The organism is Microbacterium sp. NPDC077184, from assembly GCF_040687055.1.
In the GTDB taxonomy this organism is placed as follows: domain Bacteria; phylum Actinomycetota; class Actinomycetes; order Actinomycetales; family Microbacteriaceae; genus Microbacterium.
Window position 1 is genome coordinate 492,588 of record NZ_JBFBMM010000001.1, and the last position, 16,522, is coordinate 509,109.

Consider the following 16,522-nt stretch of genomic DNA (forward strand, 5'->3'; position numbering starts at 1 on the left):
CGAGAGGTTCAGGGGATCGGGACGGCGGTGCCGGAGACGATGATTCCCCCGGATGCGGGGATGTCGACGCTGAGGAGCCCGGGGCGGCCGACGTGTGCGCCCTGGTGAACCTCGACCCGGGACGGGACGGGCACGGCGCCGAGCTCCCGCAGGTAGCCGCCCAGGGCTGCGGCGGCGGAGCCCGTGGCGGGGTCCTCGGTGATGCGGCCGACCGGGAAGATGTTCCGCGCGGAGAACGCGGCGTCGCCGACCCGGTGCACGACGGTGATCGTCGCCGGCCACCCGCGCGCATCCATCAGGGTGCGCGCTGCGACCGGGTCGAACGTGAACCGGTCGAAGACCTCGCGATCGGCGATCACGAGGAGCGGATGCGGGTTGCCGGCGTCGGCGATCCGCGGCGGGAGGTCGGCATCCAGATCGTCGGCCGCGAGGCCGATCAGGTCGAGGATCGCGTCGAGGTCCGCCTGGGGGAGCGGCGTGACCACCGGCGCCCTGCTCGTGAAGGCTGCGCGCAGACCGTCGGGCTCGTGCGTCACCGTGATCGGGATCTCGCCGACCGGCGTGGAAAAGCGAATCGTCGTCGGAAGCGGACCGAGCGCATCGCCGTGCTCGGCGAGCGCCACGGCGGTCGCGATGGTCGCGTGGCCGCAGAAGGGCACCTCCGCGATCGGCGAGAAGTACCGGATCGCGCGGGCTCCCGCATCCGTCGTCCCGGTGACGACCGCGGTCTCGGCATCGTCGACCTCGGCCGCGATGCGCTGCATCGTCTCGGGGGAGAGCCCGCGCGCGTCGAGGACGACCCCTGCGGGGTTGCCGCCGTCGGGGGACGACGCGAACGCGGCGTAGCGGAGGACTCGGGGCTCGCTCATCCCGCCAGCGTAGGCAGGGTCGCGGACGCGCGCACAGCGAGGCGCGTGCCCCAGAGGAGCAGCCAAGCGATGACGATACCGAACCACAGCCACGCCACGATGCCGCCGACGACCCCCGTGAGGAACAGCCCGGTGGCGATCGAGACGACGAGGCTCACCCCGCCCAGGACGACCACGCCGAGCATCAGCAGCAGCGCGCGCCACGGACGCCGCCGCACGACGCCGAAGCCCGTGAGCGCCCCCGCGCGCCCGGCGGCGGCCGCCGGCAGGACGAAGGTCGCGGCGATCGCGGCGAGCAGCCCCGCCGGGGCGAACAGTGCCGAAAGAACCGCCCCGATGAGCACGAGCACCGCGGCCCAGGCGAGGGCGAGTCCGGCGTGCGCGCGGGCGTCCAGGGCGACGATCCGCCGCGCCGCCCACGCGGTCGCGGCGAGCTGCAGCGCGAGGACCAGAGCGGATGCCGCGGCGACGGCGATAAAGGCCGGGAACGGCATCCGGCCGAGACCGGGTGCGGCGCTGAAGCCCTGCGCGAGCGCGCCGAGGACGACGGCCACACCGAGGACCACCCCGCCGAGGGACCGCGTGCTCATCCGCTGGACCCCCGATCGAGCACGGCGAGGAGCGACCCGTCGTAAAGAGTGCGATCGCCGACGGTGACGACGACGTCGTCCTGCGCGTCGGCGGTCGACTCCACCCGGATGGGATCGCCGTCCATCGTCTCGCCCTCGCACGTCACCGCGATCTCGTCCGGGCTCGTGCAGACGGGCGCCGTGAGGATCTCGATCCCCTCTTCGAGCAGCACGTCGTTCGCGGCGTATCGCACCTCGGCCAATCGGTCGCCGCCGACCGGCGCGATCGCGGCGACCTGCGAGCATCCGCCGAGCGCGAGCGCGACGGATGCCGCACCCAGAGCGACGGTGACGCGGCGCATCCGCACACCCCAGGTCACGAGGCCGCCCTCCGCTCGTGGGCGAGGATGCGGGAACGCTCGGTCATGCGCTGGGCCTCGAGGGCGGCATCCGTGATCGTCTCCAGGTCGAAGGGGGCGGGGAGGAGCAGTTCGGTGTTCCGGTCGAGCGGGGACCCGCGGCGCATGATCGGCGTCTCCGCCCAGGCGTTGGCGGCGAGCTCCCGCGCCTGGGAGGCGAGATCGGCCGTGCTGCCGGACGAGCCCGGCGTCGCCGGGGAGGCGTGGTCGAGCACCGTGGTGAACAGCGACAGGGTGCCGTCGCGGTTGTCGACGATCTCGATCACCTGCTGCTGGTGCGGGAAGTCGATGCAGGAGGCGGTCGTGATCTCCCAGAACCCGCCGCGGTCGCCGGCACCCGGGGGGCGGGGGTGGGCGAGGATCTGGTTCAGGTGCGTATGCCCGTTGAGCCATGCGACGGCGACCGGGAACTCCAGCAGCAGGTCGATGACCTCCTGGCCATGGCGGAGGATCTCGTCCTGACCGGGTCGCTGCGCGGTGTTCTCCATCGTGAGGCTGTTGTGATGGCTGAGGACCACGACGAGCTTCTGCTCGGCCTCGGCGCGCGCGAGCTCGTCGCGGAGCCACTGGAACTGCACGTCGGGGAGCGCCCCGTCCGGACCCGCCACGGCGTTGCACGTGTCGAGTCCGAGCGCGCGCACATGCGGGCTGAGGTCGGCCTTCCACCACGTCTCGCCGGTGCGGAGGTTGTCGCGCGTGAAGCCGTGGCCGACCGGGCCGGGTTCGGGCTCGGTGACGAAGTGCTCCGCCATGAACTCCCGGGTCTCGAAGATGCGGCGCTCGGGGTTCGCCGTGACCGCCCGGAACCCGGGACGACCGAAGGCGAGACCCGCGGCATCCACCGCCTGCTGGATCGCGCTCGTGCTCGCACCCCACCCGCCGAGGAAAGAGGATGCCGTCGCGGCCAGCGTGTACGCCTTCTGGCCGCCCACGGCGAGGGCGTGGAGCGACGGGCTGAGCTCGAACGTGCCGAGGAGGAGCGTGTCGTGGTTGCCGTACACGGCGTACCACGGCGCCGGTAGCCCAGGGGAGCGGACGGGCGCGGCGATCGCGTCGGCGAGGAGCGTCGGAAGCGTCGGGAAGCCGTAATCGCCGAACGCGCCGCCGGTGGGGTCGCCCGGGCGGTACGCCCACTCGGCATCCGCCCACGCCTGCACGCCCTGATACTCGCGCCCCGAGGATGCCGGGTCGACCGCGACGCCGTCCATGAGGTCGATGTACCAGCGCAGCTCGAGGTGCGAGTGCATGTCGGCGCTGTCGCCGGTGACGACCGCGGCCCCCATCGGTGCGCTGGTCAGCGGGCTGTACCGGGCGTCGGCGAAGGCCTGCACCATCGCGGCCGTGGTGTGCGGGCTGAGCGGGTCGTGCGGGTGGAACGCCGACCCCCACGCCGAGTGGTCCTGCACGATCATCGGCTCGATCCGCCCGGGCGACTGCGCGTCGATGACGTGGAGGTCCGAGAGGTGGCCGAGATAGAGGAGCGAGCGCCGACGCGCCGTGCGGCCAGCATCCGGGGTCCGCTTCAGGACGTCGAGGCGCGGGATGTACGGTTCGCCGGGGCCGGCGACGAGGCGCCGGTAGCTGCCTTTCTGCACGCCGCCGTAGAGGATCGTCTGCTGCAGCGTCGAGGGGATGTCGGCGACGCCGGCTGGGGCGGTCGCGAGTACCCGGGCGAGGTCGTCGACATCGACGCCGAGCGCGGCGGCGAGGACGGCGGCACGGGTGAGGAACTGACGTCGCGAGAGTGAACCCATCGGCGCCTTTCGGGCAGGCGGAGCAGGATGTCACACATCATGGCAGACCCGGTCGCCCAGCGGGGAGAGGATCAGCCGGCGGCGCGGCGGACCAGGTCGCGGAGGGTCTGCTCCACCTCGCCGGTGACCTCCAGCACGGCGAAGGAGGTCGGCCAGAAGACGCCGTCGTCGAGGAGGGCCTCCTCGTTGAAGCCGATCGATCCGTATCGCGTGTCGAACTTCGAGGCCGGCTGGTAGAAGACGACGACCTTGCCGTCGCGGGCGTACGAGGGGAAGCCGTACCAGGTCTTCGGGTCGAGGTGCGGGGCCTCGTCGCGGACGATCTCGTGAAGCCGCTCGGCGATCGCGCGGTCGCGGCCGGTCAGCCCGGCGATGGCGTCGACGCACGCCTGCGCCTCGCGCTTCTTCTTCGCCGAACCGGTGCCGCCCGCCCGCGCCTCGCGCAGCTCCGCCGCGCGCTGCGCCATCGCGGCGCGCTCGGCGTCGCTCCACGTTCCGTCCGCGTTCTTCTCGTCGTCCTTCTCGCCCATCGTGGTCCTCCTCGTCGTGATCGCGCCGACCCCGTCGCCGCGCGTCCCGGTTCACCGGTCTTCTCTTGCGGGTGCGGCATCCGCACACCCGCACCACGAGACAAGTGAACCGGGTTCGTCGGTCGGAGGACACCCCCAGGGCGTGCCAAAGTGGTCCCATGCCGCAGTTCCCGACCGGCCGGCGCACTGCCGCGCGTGGTTCCCTCGCGCGTTCCGCCCCCGCGCGTCGCACGACCGCACGGCGCGCCCCCTCGAACGGATGCCGCGCGTGAGCCTCCTGCGCGAGTACGCCGCGGCGCAGGCGCAGCCGACCCTCGCCTTCGGCGCCGACACCGGCCCGAGCGTGCGGTTCGACGAGGTCGTCGCCCCCGACGGCACCCTCCGCGCGGCGTGGAAGGGCATGGCCGCCGCCGCCGACCTCACCGCCCTCGACCTCGCGCGCGTCGACGCCGAGATCGCGACCCTTCTCGCCGACGACGGGGTCGGGTACGAGCACTCCGTCCGCGGCTCGGTCCCGTGGCGACTGGATCCCCTGCCCCTGGTGATGGATGCCGCCACCTGGGCCCGGCTCGACGTCGGCCTCGCGCAGCGGGCCGAGCTCCTGGGCGCCCTCCTCGGCGACCTCTACGGCGCGCAGCGGACCCTCAGCGAGGGGCTCATCCCGGCCGAGACGGTCTTCGCGCACGCGGGATTCACCCGCCCCCTCGCCCGCGCTTCCGCGGCCGATGCCCACCCCCTGATCCTCACCGGTACCGATCTCGGACGCGACGCGACGGGGGAGTGGCACGTCCTCGCCGACCGGGTGCAGGCCCCCGCGGGTCTCGGCTACGCGCTGGAGAACCGGCGCGTCCTCTCCAGCGTCCTCCCCGAGCTCTATCAGGGCGCCGGGCTGCACCGGCTCGAGCCCTACTTCGGCAGCGTCCGCGCGGCTCTCCTCCAGGCGGCCCCCGCCGGCGTCACCGACCCCCGCATCGTGGTCCTGACCCCCGGAACCTATTCCGAAACCGCCTTCGACCAGGCCTTCCTCGCCAACCTCCTCGGGTTCCCGCTCGTGCAGGGGGAAGACCTCGTCGTGCGCGGCGGCGCGGTGTGGATGAAGCCCGCGGGGTTCCCGACCAACGCGCCGCACGAGCGGGTGGACGTCATCCTCCGCCGCGTCGACGCCGACTGGTGCGATCCGCTGGAGCTGCGCGCCGGGAGCCGCCTCGGAGTCGCCGGCCTGACCGAGGCGGTTCGCCGCGGCACCGTGCGCCTGGTCAACGGCCTCGGTGCCGGCGTGCTCGAGAACCCGGGCCTCATGCCCTTCCTCCCCGTCCTGTGCGAGCGGCTCCTCGGCGAGCAGCTGCGCCTGCCGTCGGTGCCGACGTGGTGGTGCGGCCACCAGGACGGGCGGGACGCCGTCCTCACCGCCCTCGCCGAGGATCCCGACTCCGTCATCGTCCGCACCATCGACGGGCGCGCGAGCGAGTTCGACGGCGTCGATCCCGCCGACCTCCGCCGCCGCATCCTCGAGACCCCGTACCGCTACGTCGGCCAGCAGCGCCTGCCCCTGTCGCACGCGCCGGGATGGGCGCCAGACGAGAGCGGGGCGATCGAGACCGCGATCGGGGCGCTCCCCGTGACCCTCCGCGCGTTCACCGTGCGCGACGGCGGCGCCTACCGCGCGCTCGTCGGCGGGCTCGCCACGCACGTGGGCGGCGACCCGACCCAGGCGCCGGTGACGAAGGACGTCTGGGTGCTGAAGGCCGCCGAGGACGATCCCGACCAGGGCGTGGCCGCCCCCTCTTTCCTCCCCGTCGGACGCTCAGCGCCGATGCTCTCGCCTCGCGCGGTCGAGGACATGTACTGGGCCGGCCGCTATTCCGAGCGCGCCGAGGACCTGGTGCGCCTGGTCCTCACCGCCCGGAGCTACGCCGAGCAGCTCGACTTCGGATCGTCGCGGGATGGGGCGGCGGCGCTCTCGGCCCTCATCGCGGCCCTGCAGCGTCTGTGCGGACACCGCCACGACGACCCGACCGCCGAGCTCCGCTCGCTGCTGACGGATGCCGATCGCCCGGGGAGTGCCGCCCACTCGCTCGGTCACCTCCGCGAGGCCCTCGAGGGGGTCCGCGACCAGCTCTCCGGCGACACGTGGCGCGCGTTCGCCGTGACCGACCGCGCCGCGGCGAGCCTGCGCGCGACGCCGCGGGCACGGCAGATCGCGGAGTCGGCGGGACGCATGCTCACCGGCATCCTGTCGCTCCAGGGAGTGACGGCGAGCATGATCCGCGATGACGGTTGGCACGCGATCGAGGCCGGCCGCTATCTCGAGCGGGCGGTGCAGCTGTGCGTTCTGCTCGACGCCACCGTCACCACGACCGCGGCCCGCCGGGGTGTGGACCGCGCCGTCATGGGCGGCGTCCTCCTCGCCGCCGAGAGCGCGGTCACCCACCGCCGTCGCTACCGCGGCGATCTCGCCGAGGCGGGGGTGCTCGAGCTCCTCATCGCGGACGGGGAGAACCCGCGCTCGCTCGCCTTCGCCTTCGCGCGGGTGCGCGAGCACATCGGCAGCCTCTCGGCCTCCACCGGCTCGACGCGCCCGGAGCGGATGATCGAGGAGCTCGAGCAGACCCTGGCCACCACCGACGTCGTCGCGCTCGCGCGGGTGGAGGGCGACCGCCGCGAGGAGCTGGACCGCTTCCTCTCGGAGACCCGCGCGCAGCTGCATCAGATCAGCGAGGCGATCGCGCTCCTCCACTTCTCCGCCGGGCCGCAGCCGCAGGCCCTGTCGGCCCTGTCGACGACCGAGCTCGTGGGGGTGGGACCGTGAGGTACCGCGTGATCCACCGGACGTCGTACGAATACGACGCCGACGTCAGCGACAGCTTCGGCATCGCCCACGTCGTCCCGCGCGAGCTACCTTGGCAGCAGGTGCACTCCCGCGGGGTCGAGATCGAGCCCGTGCCCGCCGACACCACCGACGACGTCGACGGCTACGGCAACCTCTCGACCTACTACCACGTGACCGAGGCGCACCGTCGGCTGGGAGTGAACGCCGAGAGCGTGGTCACGGTCCTCGCGCCGGCCTACGACCCCGCCGCCCTCGCGCAGTCCTGGGAGGCGGCGCGCCCGCTGGTGCACCGCGACCTCCCCGACGCATGGGCGGCGGCGGAGTTCGTCGTCGAGTCGCCGAAGGCGCAGCACGCGGCGGCGGCGCGGAAGTACGCCGCGGCATCCTTCCTCCCCGGACGCGCGATCGGCGACGCCGTGGTCGACCTCACCCACCGGATCTTCCGCGACTTCCGCTACGACGGGAAGGCCACGACCGTCACGAGTACCGTCGGTGACGTGCTCGCCGCCCGCGCGGGCGTGTGCCAGGACTTCGCGCACCTCGCCCTGGCGTGCCTGCGCAGCCACGGCCTCGCCGCCCGCTACGTCAGCGGCTACCTCGCCACGCAGCCCCCGCCCGGCAAGGAGCGCGTCTTCGGCGCGGACGCCTCGCACGCATGGCTCGCGGTCTGGCTGCCGCTGTCGGGGGAGTGGCTCGCGGTCGACCCCACGAACGACCAGGTCGTCGGCGACCGCCATGTCACGACCGCGTGGGGCCGGGACTACGGCGACGTCGCGCCGGTCAAGGGTGTCATCTTCACCGAGGCGAAGCGCTCGACCCTCCGCGTCGCCGTCGACGTCGCACCGCTCGAGAGCGCCGTCGTCTGAGTCGAGGTTCCGTGTGCGCGTCCTCAGCCGAGGATGCCGCGCGCGGCCCGGACCCCGGACATCAGCGCCCCCTGGATCGAGGGGGTCTCGCGGTGATCGCCGGCGACGTGCAGCCCGGCGCCGATGCGCGAGGGGGCCGTGCGTCGCATCGGCGGAGGCAGGGCCGGCAACGCGGCGGCGATGTCGTCGCGGCGGAGGAGGTCCCAGCCCTCAGCAACAGGCCCCCAGATGTGTCGCAGGTGGGCGCGCACCTCACCCTCGGTGGCCGCGGGACGCGCGCCGTACAGACTCGTCGCGGCGATCAGGTGCCGGCCCGGGGGAGAGTACGAGGTGGCGGTCCGCGACATCACGACCGTGTTGACGAGCGGGCCCGACCGCGTGCCGTCGACCGACAGGAGAGCGGATGCCGGGGCCTCGGCGGCGGCGAACCACCACGTCTGCAGCCCGCGCACGGCCGGGGAGGGGAGCCCGGTGAACGCCTCGATGGCAACGGGGTCGACGGCGACGACGACCTCCTGTGCGCGCACGACGTCGGCGCCCGCGACCTGCAGCTCCCACACGCCGCGGTGTCGGCGGAGCCGCCGCACCGCGTGCGAGAGCCGGATGTCGGCGCCGGCGCGCCGGGCGGTGTCGGCGATCTGCGCCGGAAGGGCCGCGATGCCACCCGCGGGGAGCCCCGGCCGGCCGAGGGCGAACAGGCGGAGGAGGAGCCGGACGTAGTTCTGACTCGTGCGTCCGTCGTCGTCGGCGATGACCCCGGCGAGGAACGGCTCGAGCACCTCCCGGCGGAGCGGGCCGCGCACCCCCGCGGCATCCCATCCCGCGAAGAGCTCGTCGTCGGCGGCGTCCGCGAAGGCGCGCGCCGTCCGCGCCGGGGCGAGCCAGCGCACCAGCGCGGTGATCTCCGCCACCGAGAGAAGTCCGCTCGAGAGGGTCGCCGCGAGATGCTGCGGATGCCGCAGCGGATGCGCGAGCGTCGCGACACCGTCCGTGCGGCGGACGCGGGCGCCGACCGGGAACGAGCGCATATCCAGGTCGTCGAGGTCGACCACACCGCGGAGGGCCGGGTACGCAGGATTGAGCACCTGGAACCCGCGGTCGAGGAGGAACCCGTCGACCTCGTCGGTGCGCTGCCGCCCGCCGACGGTGTCGCCGGCCTCGAGCACGACGACCTCGCGGCCGGCGCGGGCGAGCTCGAGCGCGCAACGCAGTCCGGCGAGCCCCGCCCCGATGACGACCACGTCGTGTGCACGCATGATGCGAGCATAGGAGCCCTCGCCCCTTGGCTGATCGAAACCCGGGGGTCTCCTCCTAGGTGACACTGCCGCCGAGGGTGAGAAGGACGCCGGGGCGCGCTGGCGCCGTAGTCAGTCGGACGTTGTCGCGGGAGGACGGTTCTGACCGACGAACGGCCGCATCGCTTCGACGTAGTCGTCGTGCCGGCCCGACTCAACAACCGTGGCGCCGTAGCCGATGGCGATGCTGGCTAGCGGCCAACCGAACTCCGCGGCATCACGTGATGCTTCGCCGCTGAGGTCGCGGGAGCCGTCCTGGACGGCGAGGTTCACCCACTGCACGCCGTCGGTGGCGGTGGCTGTCCAGAGCCAGCAATCGTCGTCGCCGTTGCAGTCGATGGTGTGCTCATCAAGGACGAAACCGTCCAGCCCGACCGCGATGGCGGCGTCACTCGCCGCATCCAGCACGGCCCGCCATTCGCGCGGATCGGGTGTTGACACCGACTGCAGCTCGCAGCAGTTGACGGTCGTCAGCATGGACTGTCCGCCGTATCCGTTGCTCTCTCGCGGATGCCAGTTCGTGTCGTCGAACCACTCGGCCTCCGGCTCGAGAGGGGTCAGTGTCAGCCCGGACTCGCGTTCGATAGCCTCGCTGATCCTCGCCACGATCTCGCGCGCGCGATCGGGCAGTTCCGATTGGTCGGGATACTCGAGCAGGGGTTCGCCGGCAACGCCGGCATGAGCAGGGAAATCTGACCAGTCGGTCGTGACGACATCGCCCGACGGACTTGTCGCCGACGTCACCGGGGACGGCTTCCCGCCGAGCACCGCGCAGCCGGCGAGGAACCCACCCGCGAGGATGAGCACGCAAACGGCGGCGACAGATCGCATTCCCTAGCCTCATCAAGTGGATGACGCCGAACCCGACGTAAGAATGCGTGCGCTGCTCGTCTTTCCCGAGTGGGGTGGGCGCGAGGTTGTCCCTCGGTCGAATGACATCTCTCCACAGCTGCGTGAGCGGTTTCGCGTGTGGAACCAGCTTTGGCAAGTTGTTCTCGATCCCGTTCTCGAGTTCAAGTGGCCAGACGCTGAGGTCGGCCGCGCATGGATTGCTGAGGGCCATGCTCTCGTTCGCGATCTTCAGCGTGAGCTCGGGCCGAGCATCACGGTCAAGAGTGATTTCGCGGCCTATGACCCGGACAGGCCGTAGGCCCGTATACGGACTCCGTCCACGAGTCGCCCCGACCAGTAGCGGATAGCGGCCCTCCGCGGCAGGCTACGACTGTGTCCGCCACTCCCACCGACCGCGCCGTCCCGAATCTGCCGTCGAGGAATCTCGAGAGCACCGAGGCGTTCTACGCACGCCTCGGGTTCATCACGGTGTTTCGTGACGACGGTTGGATGATTCTTCACCGCGGCTCGGTGCAGCTCGAGTTCTTCTTGTGGGCCGATCTGGACCCCACGCGGACCGCAGCGCGCTGCACGATCCGGGTCGGGGACGTGGATGAACTCGCGGCGGCGATCGTCGCAGGGGGGATCACGATCACAGACCGGGGATTCCCCCGCTTCCACGAGGTGAGCCGCCAACCATGGGGACTTCGGGCGGGGCACCTCGTCGACCCCGACGGCAACCTCCTCACGCTGATCGAGGAACGCAAGATCGACCTCAACGAACGTTGAGCCATCGCGCTGCTCGCGGGCGCTGCCCGTACACGGATGGTCATCGAATGCCGCGGTGCCTCCACGCCACACGCCACGGTGGCGCACAGCTCTAACGTGGACCGGATGTCCCCGGCGCTCTCTAGGATCGACGGGGTCGGACGACCGACGGGATTCTGGGGGGGGAACGCATCGTGAAGATTCGTGGCGCGCTGGGTGCGTGCATTGTGGGCACAGCACTTGTCCTGAGCGGCTGCTCGGGCGGCGGCGAGGACCCGGCGGGCAGTACCTCTGCGTCGCCTGCCGCGATCGAGGTCGAAGAACAGCTGGTGACTGTCGACGTGCGGATCGCCAGGTCGCTTTTGGATCAGAGCGGCGCGCTCACTGACGAGCAGATCGTGGCCGGCGCGAGCGAGAACGGGATCGCCGCGGTCGTCGATGGTGACTCCGTGGTCTACACGATGACGAAGCCGCAACGAGACGAGATGCTCGCGAGTATGCGCTCATCCGCTCAGGATGCCGCCGATGAGGTCATTGCCGACGAATCGAACTCAGTCACCGGGGTCGAGTTCAACGACTCGATGACCTCCTTCCGGGTCTCCGTCGACGCCGCCCGGTATGGCGCGCTGGAGAGCTTGCTCGCCCTCGGCTTCTACATCCAGGGCGCCCTGTACCAACAGTTCAGCAGTGTTGCTCCGGACGACATCGACGTCATCGTCGAGTTCGTCGACAACGTGAGCGGCGAGGTGCTCGATACGGGGTCCTACCAGGACATGCGGGACAACCTGGGCCAATAGAACCCGCGAGGCGGGGTTGTTCGGCGCGTACGAACCGGCTCTGCCTGCGTGCATCGCCTATTCGGCCCTCGCCGCGCGGAGCGTCGGTACGCTGACGGCACGGGTCGCCCGACCCCACCGAACCCGAACGAGCGGAGAACGCCGTGGACCCGACCGCACCCGCCTCGCCCTCGCCCGACCCGGAGCTCGTCGCCCCCGTCACAGCGGTCGCGACCGTCGTCGTGTCGGATGCCGTGACCAAGGTCGACGCCCTCCAGACCCTGTCGGTGCTCACCGACGCCCGGATCGTGGGGGAGCGGACCGCCTCCCCCCGCGTGCCGCTCGCCGACGGGGCGTGGGCGGAGATCGAGATCCCCAAGTTCGGCGAGGCCCCGCCGCTCGCGATCGACGTTCACGCCGCCGACGAGTCCGTCGCCCGCGCGCAGGCGCGAGCCGTCATCGCCCTGCTCCGCGACGGCGCGGGCTGGTCGGTGCACGGGATGTTCCCCGACGCCTGACCCGCGGCGCCCGAGCCCCGCGACGACCCCGCGACGCGCCCGGGATGCGTTACCGGTTTGCCAGCCGCGAGAGTGGTTTAGGTTAGCCTTACCTTCATGAACGTCCGCCTTTCTTCCCGCCCTCGTCTGCTCCTCCCCGCCGCGTCGCTCGCCGCCCTCGCGCTCGTCGTCACCGGATGCGCCTCGCCGTCCGCCGACGCCGCCCCCGAGGCATCCGCCGACGTCGCCACGATCGTCGTGGAGGACGCCCGCCCCACGCTCATGCAGCTCGAGGAAGGCGGCGAGACGTACTTCGAAGAGGACACCGAGATCCCCCGCGAAGCGGTGGAGGTCGCCGCGTCCCCCGACGCGGTCGTGACCTTCGACATCGCGACGCTGGACACCCTCGACGCCATCGGCGCGGGCGACGCCGTCGTCGGCATCCCCGACATCGCCCTGCCGGACTACCTCTCGGAGTACGCCGACCTGCCGAAGGTGGGGACGCTCTTCGAGCCGGACTTCGAAGCCGTTGCGGGGCTGGAGCCGGACCTCATCGTCACCGCGGCCCGCAGCACGGGTCAGTACGACGCGCTCGCCGAGATCGCCACCACGATCGACCTCACCGGCACCTACGGGGGCACCTTCGACCCCGCCGCGGGCCTGCGCCGTGCCGCGCAGCTCGGCGAGATCTTCGGCGCCGAGGAGGCCGTCGAGGCGGCGACCGCGCGGATCGAAGAGCTCGAAGCGGCGATCGAGGGCCGGGTCGATGCGACCGCGCTCGTCCTGTCGGTCTCGGGCGGCGAGTACGGCGCCTTCGGCGAGGGCTCGCGCTTCGGCTACTTCTTCGACACCCTCGGCTTCACCCCCGCCGTCCCCGCCCTCGAGCTCCCGGGCGCCGAAGCCTCGCCGCACGGCGACACCGTCACCAACGAATTCCTCCTCGAGGCGAACCCCGACTGGATCATCGCGTTCGATCGCGGCGCGGCCACCGGTGAAGGCTCCAGCGCGGCCGAGACGCTCGACAACGAGCTCGTCCAGCGCACCACCGCGGGCGCCGAGGACCACCTCATCCTCCTGCCGGCGAGCGAGCTCTACATCGTCATCAACGGCCTCACCGCCATCGAGAACGTCCTGACGACGATCGACGACGCGCTCGCCGCGTGATCCGCGGGAGCGCCGAGCCCTGAAACGCGTCTCTCCCACCGCGCTCATCGTCGCGGGGGTGGTGATCGTCACCGCCCTCGCGACGATGTCGCTGTTCATCGGGGTGGCCCGCCTCGACGGCTTCGTCCTCTTCGCCAGTCGCCTCCCGCGCACCGTCGCGCTGATCCTCGCCGGTGCCGCGTTCGCGATCACCGGGCTGATCATGCAGCTGCTGACCCGGAACCGCTTCGTCGAGCCCGGAACGACGGGAGCGACGGATGCCGCGAGCCTCGCCCTCCTGATCGTCCTCCTGACGACCCCCGGCCTGCCGCTGTGGCTCAAGGCGATCGCGGCGACCCTCGGCGCCCTCGCGGGCGTCTTCGGCTTCCTCGCGCTCGTCCGCCGCATCCCGTCGCGCTCGAGTGTCCTCGTGCCGATCGTCGGCATCCTCTACGGCGGGGTGATCGGGGCGGTCACGACGTTCTTCGCCTATCGCACGGATGCCCTGCAGGAGCTGCTGAGCTGGGGGATCGGCGACTTCTCCGGCATCCTCCGCGGGCGCTACGAGATGCTCTACCTCGCCGCGGCGGCGGCGCTGGTGGCGTGGATCGCCGCCGATCGGTTCACCGTCGCCGGCCTCGGCGATGACGCCGCGCGTGGACTCGGGCTCGACACCCGGGGTGTCCGCACGCTCGGGGTGGGCATCATCGCGGTCGTCACGGGCGTGATGATGGTCGTCACCGGCGCGATCCCCTTCCTCGGCCTCATCGCCCCGAACGTCGTCAGCCGCCTCATCGGCGACAACATGCGTCGCGCCGTGCCGCTCGTCGCGCTCCTCGGCGCCGCGCTCGTGCTCCTCAGCGACATCATCGGTCGCCTCGTGCGCTTCCCCTTCGAGCTTCCGATCTCGGTCGTGATGGGCGTGATCGGCGGGGTGGTCTTCCTCTGGATCCTCCTGCGCACCGCCCGTCCCACCGACGCCGTCCGCCGGCCGACCGCGCGGCAGCGCAGAGCGCGGGTGGACGCATGACCGCTCTCGTCCCACGCGCGCGCGTCCTCGCGCCGCTGCGCTCGCCGCGGCTCCGTCTGACCCTCCTCGCGCTCCTCGCGCTGACCGCGGTGGCCCTGTACCTCCTCGTCGATCTGCCGGCGGCGTGGGAGTACGTCGTGGGTCTCCGCTCCCGCACGGTGATCGGCATGATCCTCGCCGCGGCGGCCGTCGGGGTCTCGACCGTGCTGTTCCAGACGATCACCGCCAACCGCATCCTCACCCCGGGGATCATGGGCTTCGACGCGGTCTACATGGCCATCCAGGTCGTGACCGCGTTCGCGATCGGGCCGGCGCTGCTCGTCGCGGCCCCGCCGCTGGCGTCCTGGAGCGTCCAGCTCGTGCTCATGGCGGGGGCGGTGACCGCCCTCTACCTGTGGCTGTTCGTCCGCCTCCGGCTCGACCTGCACGTGATCGTGCTCGCGGGCCTCGTCCTCGGCGTCCTCTTCCGGTCGGTCACGGCCTTCCTCCAGCGGCTACTCGACCCCGACACGTTCGCCATCGTCCAGAACCTGCTCTTCGCGAGTTTCACCTCGATCGACCGCGAGCTCCTGCTTCCCGCCGGCATCGTCATCGCCGTCGCGATCGCGTCGCTCTGGCCGATCCGCCGAGCCCTCGACGTGATGTCGCTCGGAGAATCCCGGGCGATCTCCCTCGGCGTCGATCACCGGGCGACTTCGGTGCACGTGATCCTCGTGGTCTCCGCGCTGGTCGCCGCCTCCACGGCACTCGTCGGCCCCGTCGCCTTTCTCGGACTTCTCGTGGCGAACCTCGCCTACAGCCTCGTCGGGCACCGGCACGTCCTCAGCATCCCCGCCGCCGTCCTGATCGGAGTGCTCACCCTCGTCGGAGGGCAGCTGCTGCTCCAGCACGTCCTCGGCTTCGCCACCGAGCTCCCCGTGGTGATCGAGTTCGCCGGCGGACTCTTCTTCCTCCTCCTCGTCCTCACCGGAAGGGCCCGCTGACATGATCACGATCGATGCCGTCACCAAGACCCACGGCGCGCTCGTCGCCGTCGACGACGTCACCCTCGACATCCGTCCGGGGGTGACGGCCATCATCGGCCCGAACGGTGCCGGGAAATCGACCCTCCTCGCCGCCATCGGACGCCTAGTGGGAACGGATGCCGGGGCGATCACCGTCGACGGGCGCGATATCGCCCGCACCCGGACCCGCGAGATCGCCCGGCTCCTGGCGATCCTCCGCCAGGACAACCACCTGGCGATCCGCCTCAGCGTCGAGGACCTCGTCGCCTACGGTCGCTTCCCTCACGGTGGCTCGGGACGCACCGCCGAGGACCGCGCGCACGTCGAGCGGGCGATCGCGCTCCTCGACCTGGAGGCGGTGCGCACGCGATTCCTCGACGAGCTGTCCGGCGGACAGCGTCAGCGCGCGTTCGTGGCGATGGCGATCGCGCAGGACACCCCCCACCTGCTCCTGGACGAACCGCTGAACAACCTCGATCCCCGGCACGCCGTCGGCCTCCTCCGCCTCGTGCGGGAGCTCGCCGCGGAGCGGGGGCTCACCGTCGTGGTCGTGCTCCACGACATCAATGTCGCGGCTCAGTTCGCCGATGACATCATCGCGATGCGCGACGGGCGGGTCGTGCACCACGGCCCCGTCGCGGAGGTGGTGACGGGGGAGAAGCTCTCCGCGCTCTACGAGACGCCCGCGCGCGTGATCGACGTCGAGGGACGCCGCGTGGTCCTCTGGGAGTGACTCACGCGCGGTCAGTGCGCCCTCATGAACGGCATGTGACCGGTACCTGAAAGAGGCCTGGGAGAGACGGGCATCGCCAAACCGGTTCCGGGGGTCGCCCCGAACCTTGCCCGTGACCATCGCCGCATCCCCCCGTCTGCAGCACCTCGGCCACGCCCTCCGCGGGGCGGGCGCGCGGGTGCGTGCACTCCTTCCCGAGGTGAGCGTCTTCGGCCTCGTCGGCCTCCTCGCCTTCGTCGTGGACGTCGGCGGCTACAACCTGCTGCGGGCCACCGTCCTCCCCGACGGCGTGATCGCCGCGAAGGTCGTGTCGGTCTCGGTCGCCACGATGGTCGCCTGGATAGGTCACCGCACCCTCACCTTCCGTGCCCGCGGCGGCCGCGCGCCGCTGAGCGAGCTCATCCTCTTCGTCGTCGCCAACGCCGGCGGCCTGGCGATCGCGGCCGTGTGCCTGTTCGTCTCCCACGAGGTGCTGGGGTTCACCTCCACGCTCGCCGACAACATCGCCGGCAACGTCGTCGGCCTCGCCCTCGGCACGGCGTTCCGCTACGCCGCGTACCGCCTCATCGTCTTCCGTCCGTCCGTGTCCGCCTCGAAGGAGTAAACCC

At 71.8% G+C, this 16,522-nt stretch carries 18 protein-coding genes; 11 read left to right on the forward strand and 7 right to left on the reverse strand.

The features are described from left to right. Window positions 1–8: 8 nt before the first annotated feature. The 5 genes from AB0O93_RS02295 to AB0O93_RS02315 form a co-directional block, all read right to left on the reverse strand. Window positions 9–869 carry a PhzF family phenazine biosynthesis protein gene (locus AB0O93_RS02295; RefSeq protein ID WP_363340104.1) on the reverse strand — a complete coding sequence of 287 codons (861 nt, stop codon included), beginning with the start codon at window positions 867–869 and terminating at the stop codon, window positions 9–11. Then, the gene (locus AB0O93_RS02300; RefSeq protein ID WP_363340106.1) at window positions 866–1,459 is read right to left on the reverse strand and encodes a hypothetical protein; all 594 of its coding nucleotides are present in this window, start codon (window positions 1,457–1,459) and stop codon (window positions 866–868) included. Before AB0O93_RS02300 ends, AB0O93_RS02295 begins: the two co-directional genes overlap by 4 nt. Next, a complete protein-coding gene (locus AB0O93_RS02305; protein WP_363340108.1) occupies window positions 1,456–1,800 on the reverse strand; it encodes a hypothetical protein in 345 nt (114 codons plus the stop codon). The genes AB0O93_RS02300 and AB0O93_RS02305 overlap by 4 nt, the downstream gene beginning before the upstream one ends. Window positions 1,801–1,814: 14 nt before the next feature. Further along, on the reverse strand, window positions 1,815–3,611 hold the full coding sequence (locus AB0O93_RS02310; RefSeq protein ID WP_363340110.1) for a TIGR03767 family metallophosphoesterase: 1,797 nt from the start codon (window positions 3,609–3,611) through the stop codon (window positions 1,815–1,817). 71 nt (window positions 3,612–3,682) lie between these two features. Next, entirely contained in the window at window positions 3,683–4,141 is a 459-nt protein-coding gene (locus tag AB0O93_RS02315) for a hypothetical protein (RefSeq protein WP_363340112.1), read from the reverse strand. Window positions 4,142–4,409: 268 nt separating this feature from the next. On the opposite strand from AB0O93_RS02315, the gene AB0O93_RS02320 reads away from it, so the two are divergent. Together AB0O93_RS02320 and AB0O93_RS02325 are read left to right on the forward strand one after the other, a co-directional pair. Next, window positions 4,410–6,950 (forward strand): circularly permuted type 2 ATP-grasp protein, encoded by a 2,541-nt coding sequence (locus AB0O93_RS02320; RefSeq protein WP_363340114.1) that lies wholly within the window; start codon window positions 4,410–4,412, stop codon window positions 6,948–6,950. After that, a complete protein-coding gene (locus AB0O93_RS02325) occupies window positions 6,947–7,837 on the forward strand; it encodes a transglutaminase family protein (RefSeq protein WP_363340116.1) in 891 nt (296 codons plus the stop codon). The genes AB0O93_RS02320 and AB0O93_RS02325 overlap by 4 nt, the downstream gene beginning before the upstream one ends. Window positions 7,838–7,860: 23 nt before the next feature. On the opposite strand, the gene AB0O93_RS02330 is transcribed toward AB0O93_RS02325, so the two are convergent. Both AB0O93_RS02330 and AB0O93_RS02335 read right to left on the reverse strand, forming a co-directional pair. Beyond that, window positions 7,861–9,093, reverse strand: coding sequence for an NAD(P)/FAD-dependent oxidoreductase (locus AB0O93_RS02330; RefSeq protein ID WP_363340118.1), 1,233 nt, complete (start codon window positions 9,091–9,093; stop codon window positions 7,861–7,863). 111 nt (window positions 9,094–9,204) lie between these two features. Continuing rightward, on the reverse strand, window positions 9,205–9,900 hold the full coding sequence (locus AB0O93_RS02335) for a hypothetical protein (RefSeq protein WP_363340120.1): 696 nt from the start codon (window positions 9,898–9,900) through the stop codon (window positions 9,205–9,207). A gap of 79 nt (window positions 9,901–9,979) precedes the next feature. Between AB0O93_RS02335 and AB0O93_RS02340 the strand changes: the two genes are divergently transcribed. From AB0O93_RS02340 to AB0O93_RS02380, 9 genes are all read left to right on the forward strand, one after another. Then, entirely contained in the window at window positions 9,980–10,282 is a 303-nt protein-coding gene (locus AB0O93_RS02340; protein WP_363340122.1) for a hypothetical protein, read from the forward strand. Window positions 10,283–10,356: 74 nt separating this feature from the next. After that, entirely contained in the window at window positions 10,357–10,752 is a 396-nt protein-coding gene (locus tag AB0O93_RS02345; protein ID WP_363340124.1) for a bleomycin resistance protein, read from the forward strand. Window positions 10,753–10,925: 173 nt separating this feature from the next. Beyond that, window positions 10,926–11,528 (forward strand): hypothetical protein, encoded by a 603-nt coding sequence (locus AB0O93_RS02350; RefSeq protein WP_363340126.1) that lies wholly within the window; start codon window positions 10,926–10,928, stop codon window positions 11,526–11,528. Between the two features lie 143 nt (window positions 11,529–11,671). After that, on the forward strand, window positions 11,672–12,025 hold the full coding sequence (locus tag AB0O93_RS02355; protein ID WP_363340128.1) for a hypothetical protein: 354 nt from the start codon (window positions 11,672–11,674) through the stop codon (window positions 12,023–12,025). Between the two features lie 96 nt (window positions 12,026–12,121). Further along, window positions 12,122–13,168 (forward strand): ABC transporter substrate-binding protein, encoded by a 1,047-nt coding sequence (locus tag AB0O93_RS02360; protein ID WP_363340130.1) that lies wholly within the window; start codon window positions 12,122–12,124, stop codon window positions 13,166–13,168. Between the two features lie 58 nt (window positions 13,169–13,226). Next, the gene (locus tag AB0O93_RS02365; protein ID WP_363340132.1) at window positions 13,227–14,177 is read left to right on the forward strand and encodes an iron chelate uptake ABC transporter family permease subunit; all 951 of its coding nucleotides are present in this window, start codon (window positions 13,227–13,229) and stop codon (window positions 14,175–14,177) included. Beyond that, window positions 14,174–15,160 carry an iron chelate uptake ABC transporter family permease subunit gene (locus AB0O93_RS02370; protein ID WP_363340134.1) on the forward strand — a complete coding sequence of 329 codons (987 nt, stop codon included), beginning with the start codon at window positions 14,174–14,176 and terminating at the stop codon, window positions 15,158–15,160. Before AB0O93_RS02365 ends, AB0O93_RS02370 begins: the two co-directional genes overlap by 4 nt. Before the next feature lies 1 nt (window position 15,161). After that, window positions 15,162–15,914: an ATP-binding cassette domain-containing protein gene (locus AB0O93_RS02375; protein WP_363340136.1), complete on the forward strand. Its 753-nt coding sequence runs from the start codon at window positions 15,162–15,164 to the stop codon at window positions 15,912–15,914. Between the two features lie 112 nt (window positions 15,915–16,026). After that, window positions 16,027–16,518 (forward strand): GtrA family protein, encoded by a 492-nt coding sequence (locus AB0O93_RS02380; RefSeq protein WP_363340138.1) that lies wholly within the window; start codon window positions 16,027–16,029, stop codon window positions 16,516–16,518. Window positions 16,519–16,522: the final 4 nt, after the last annotated feature.

Excerpts from the sequence above, each read along its gene's own strand:
- AB0O93_RS02295 (WP_363340104.1), bottom strand. The coding sequence starts at position 869 with ATGAGCGAGCCCCGAGTCCTCCGCTACGCCGCGTTCGCGTCGTCCCCC.
- AB0O93_RS02300 (WP_363340106.1), bottom strand. The coding sequence starts at position 1,459 with ATGAGCACGCGGTCCCTCGGCGGGGTGGTCCTCGGTGTGGCCGTCGTC.
- AB0O93_RS02305 (WP_363340108.1), bottom strand. The coding sequence starts at position 1,800 with ATGCGCCGCGTCACCGTCGCTCTGGGTGCGGCATCCGTCGCGCTCGCG.
- AB0O93_RS02310 (WP_363340110.1), bottom strand. The coding sequence starts at position 3,611 with ATGGGTTCACTCTCGCGACGTCAGTTCCTCACCCGTGCCGCCGTCCTC.
- AB0O93_RS02315 (WP_363340112.1), bottom strand. The coding sequence starts at position 4,141 with ATGGGCGAGAAGGACGACGAGAAGAACGCGGACGGAACGTGGAGCGAC.
- AB0O93_RS02330 (WP_363340118.1), bottom strand. The coding sequence starts at position 9,093 with ATGCGTGCACACGACGTGGTCGTCATCGGGGCGGGGCTCGCCGGACTG.
- AB0O93_RS02360 (WP_363340130.1), top strand. The coding sequence starts at position 12,122 with ATGAACGTCCGCCTTTCTTCCCGCCCTCGTCTGCTCCTCCCCGCCGCG.
- AB0O93_RS02370 (WP_363340134.1), top strand. The coding sequence starts at position 14,174 with ATGACCGCTCTCGTCCCACGCGCGCGCGTCCTCGCGCCGCTGCGCTCG.
- AB0O93_RS02375 (WP_363340136.1), top strand. The coding sequence starts at position 15,162 with ATGATCACGATCGATGCCGTCACCAAGACCCACGGCGCGCTCGTCGCC.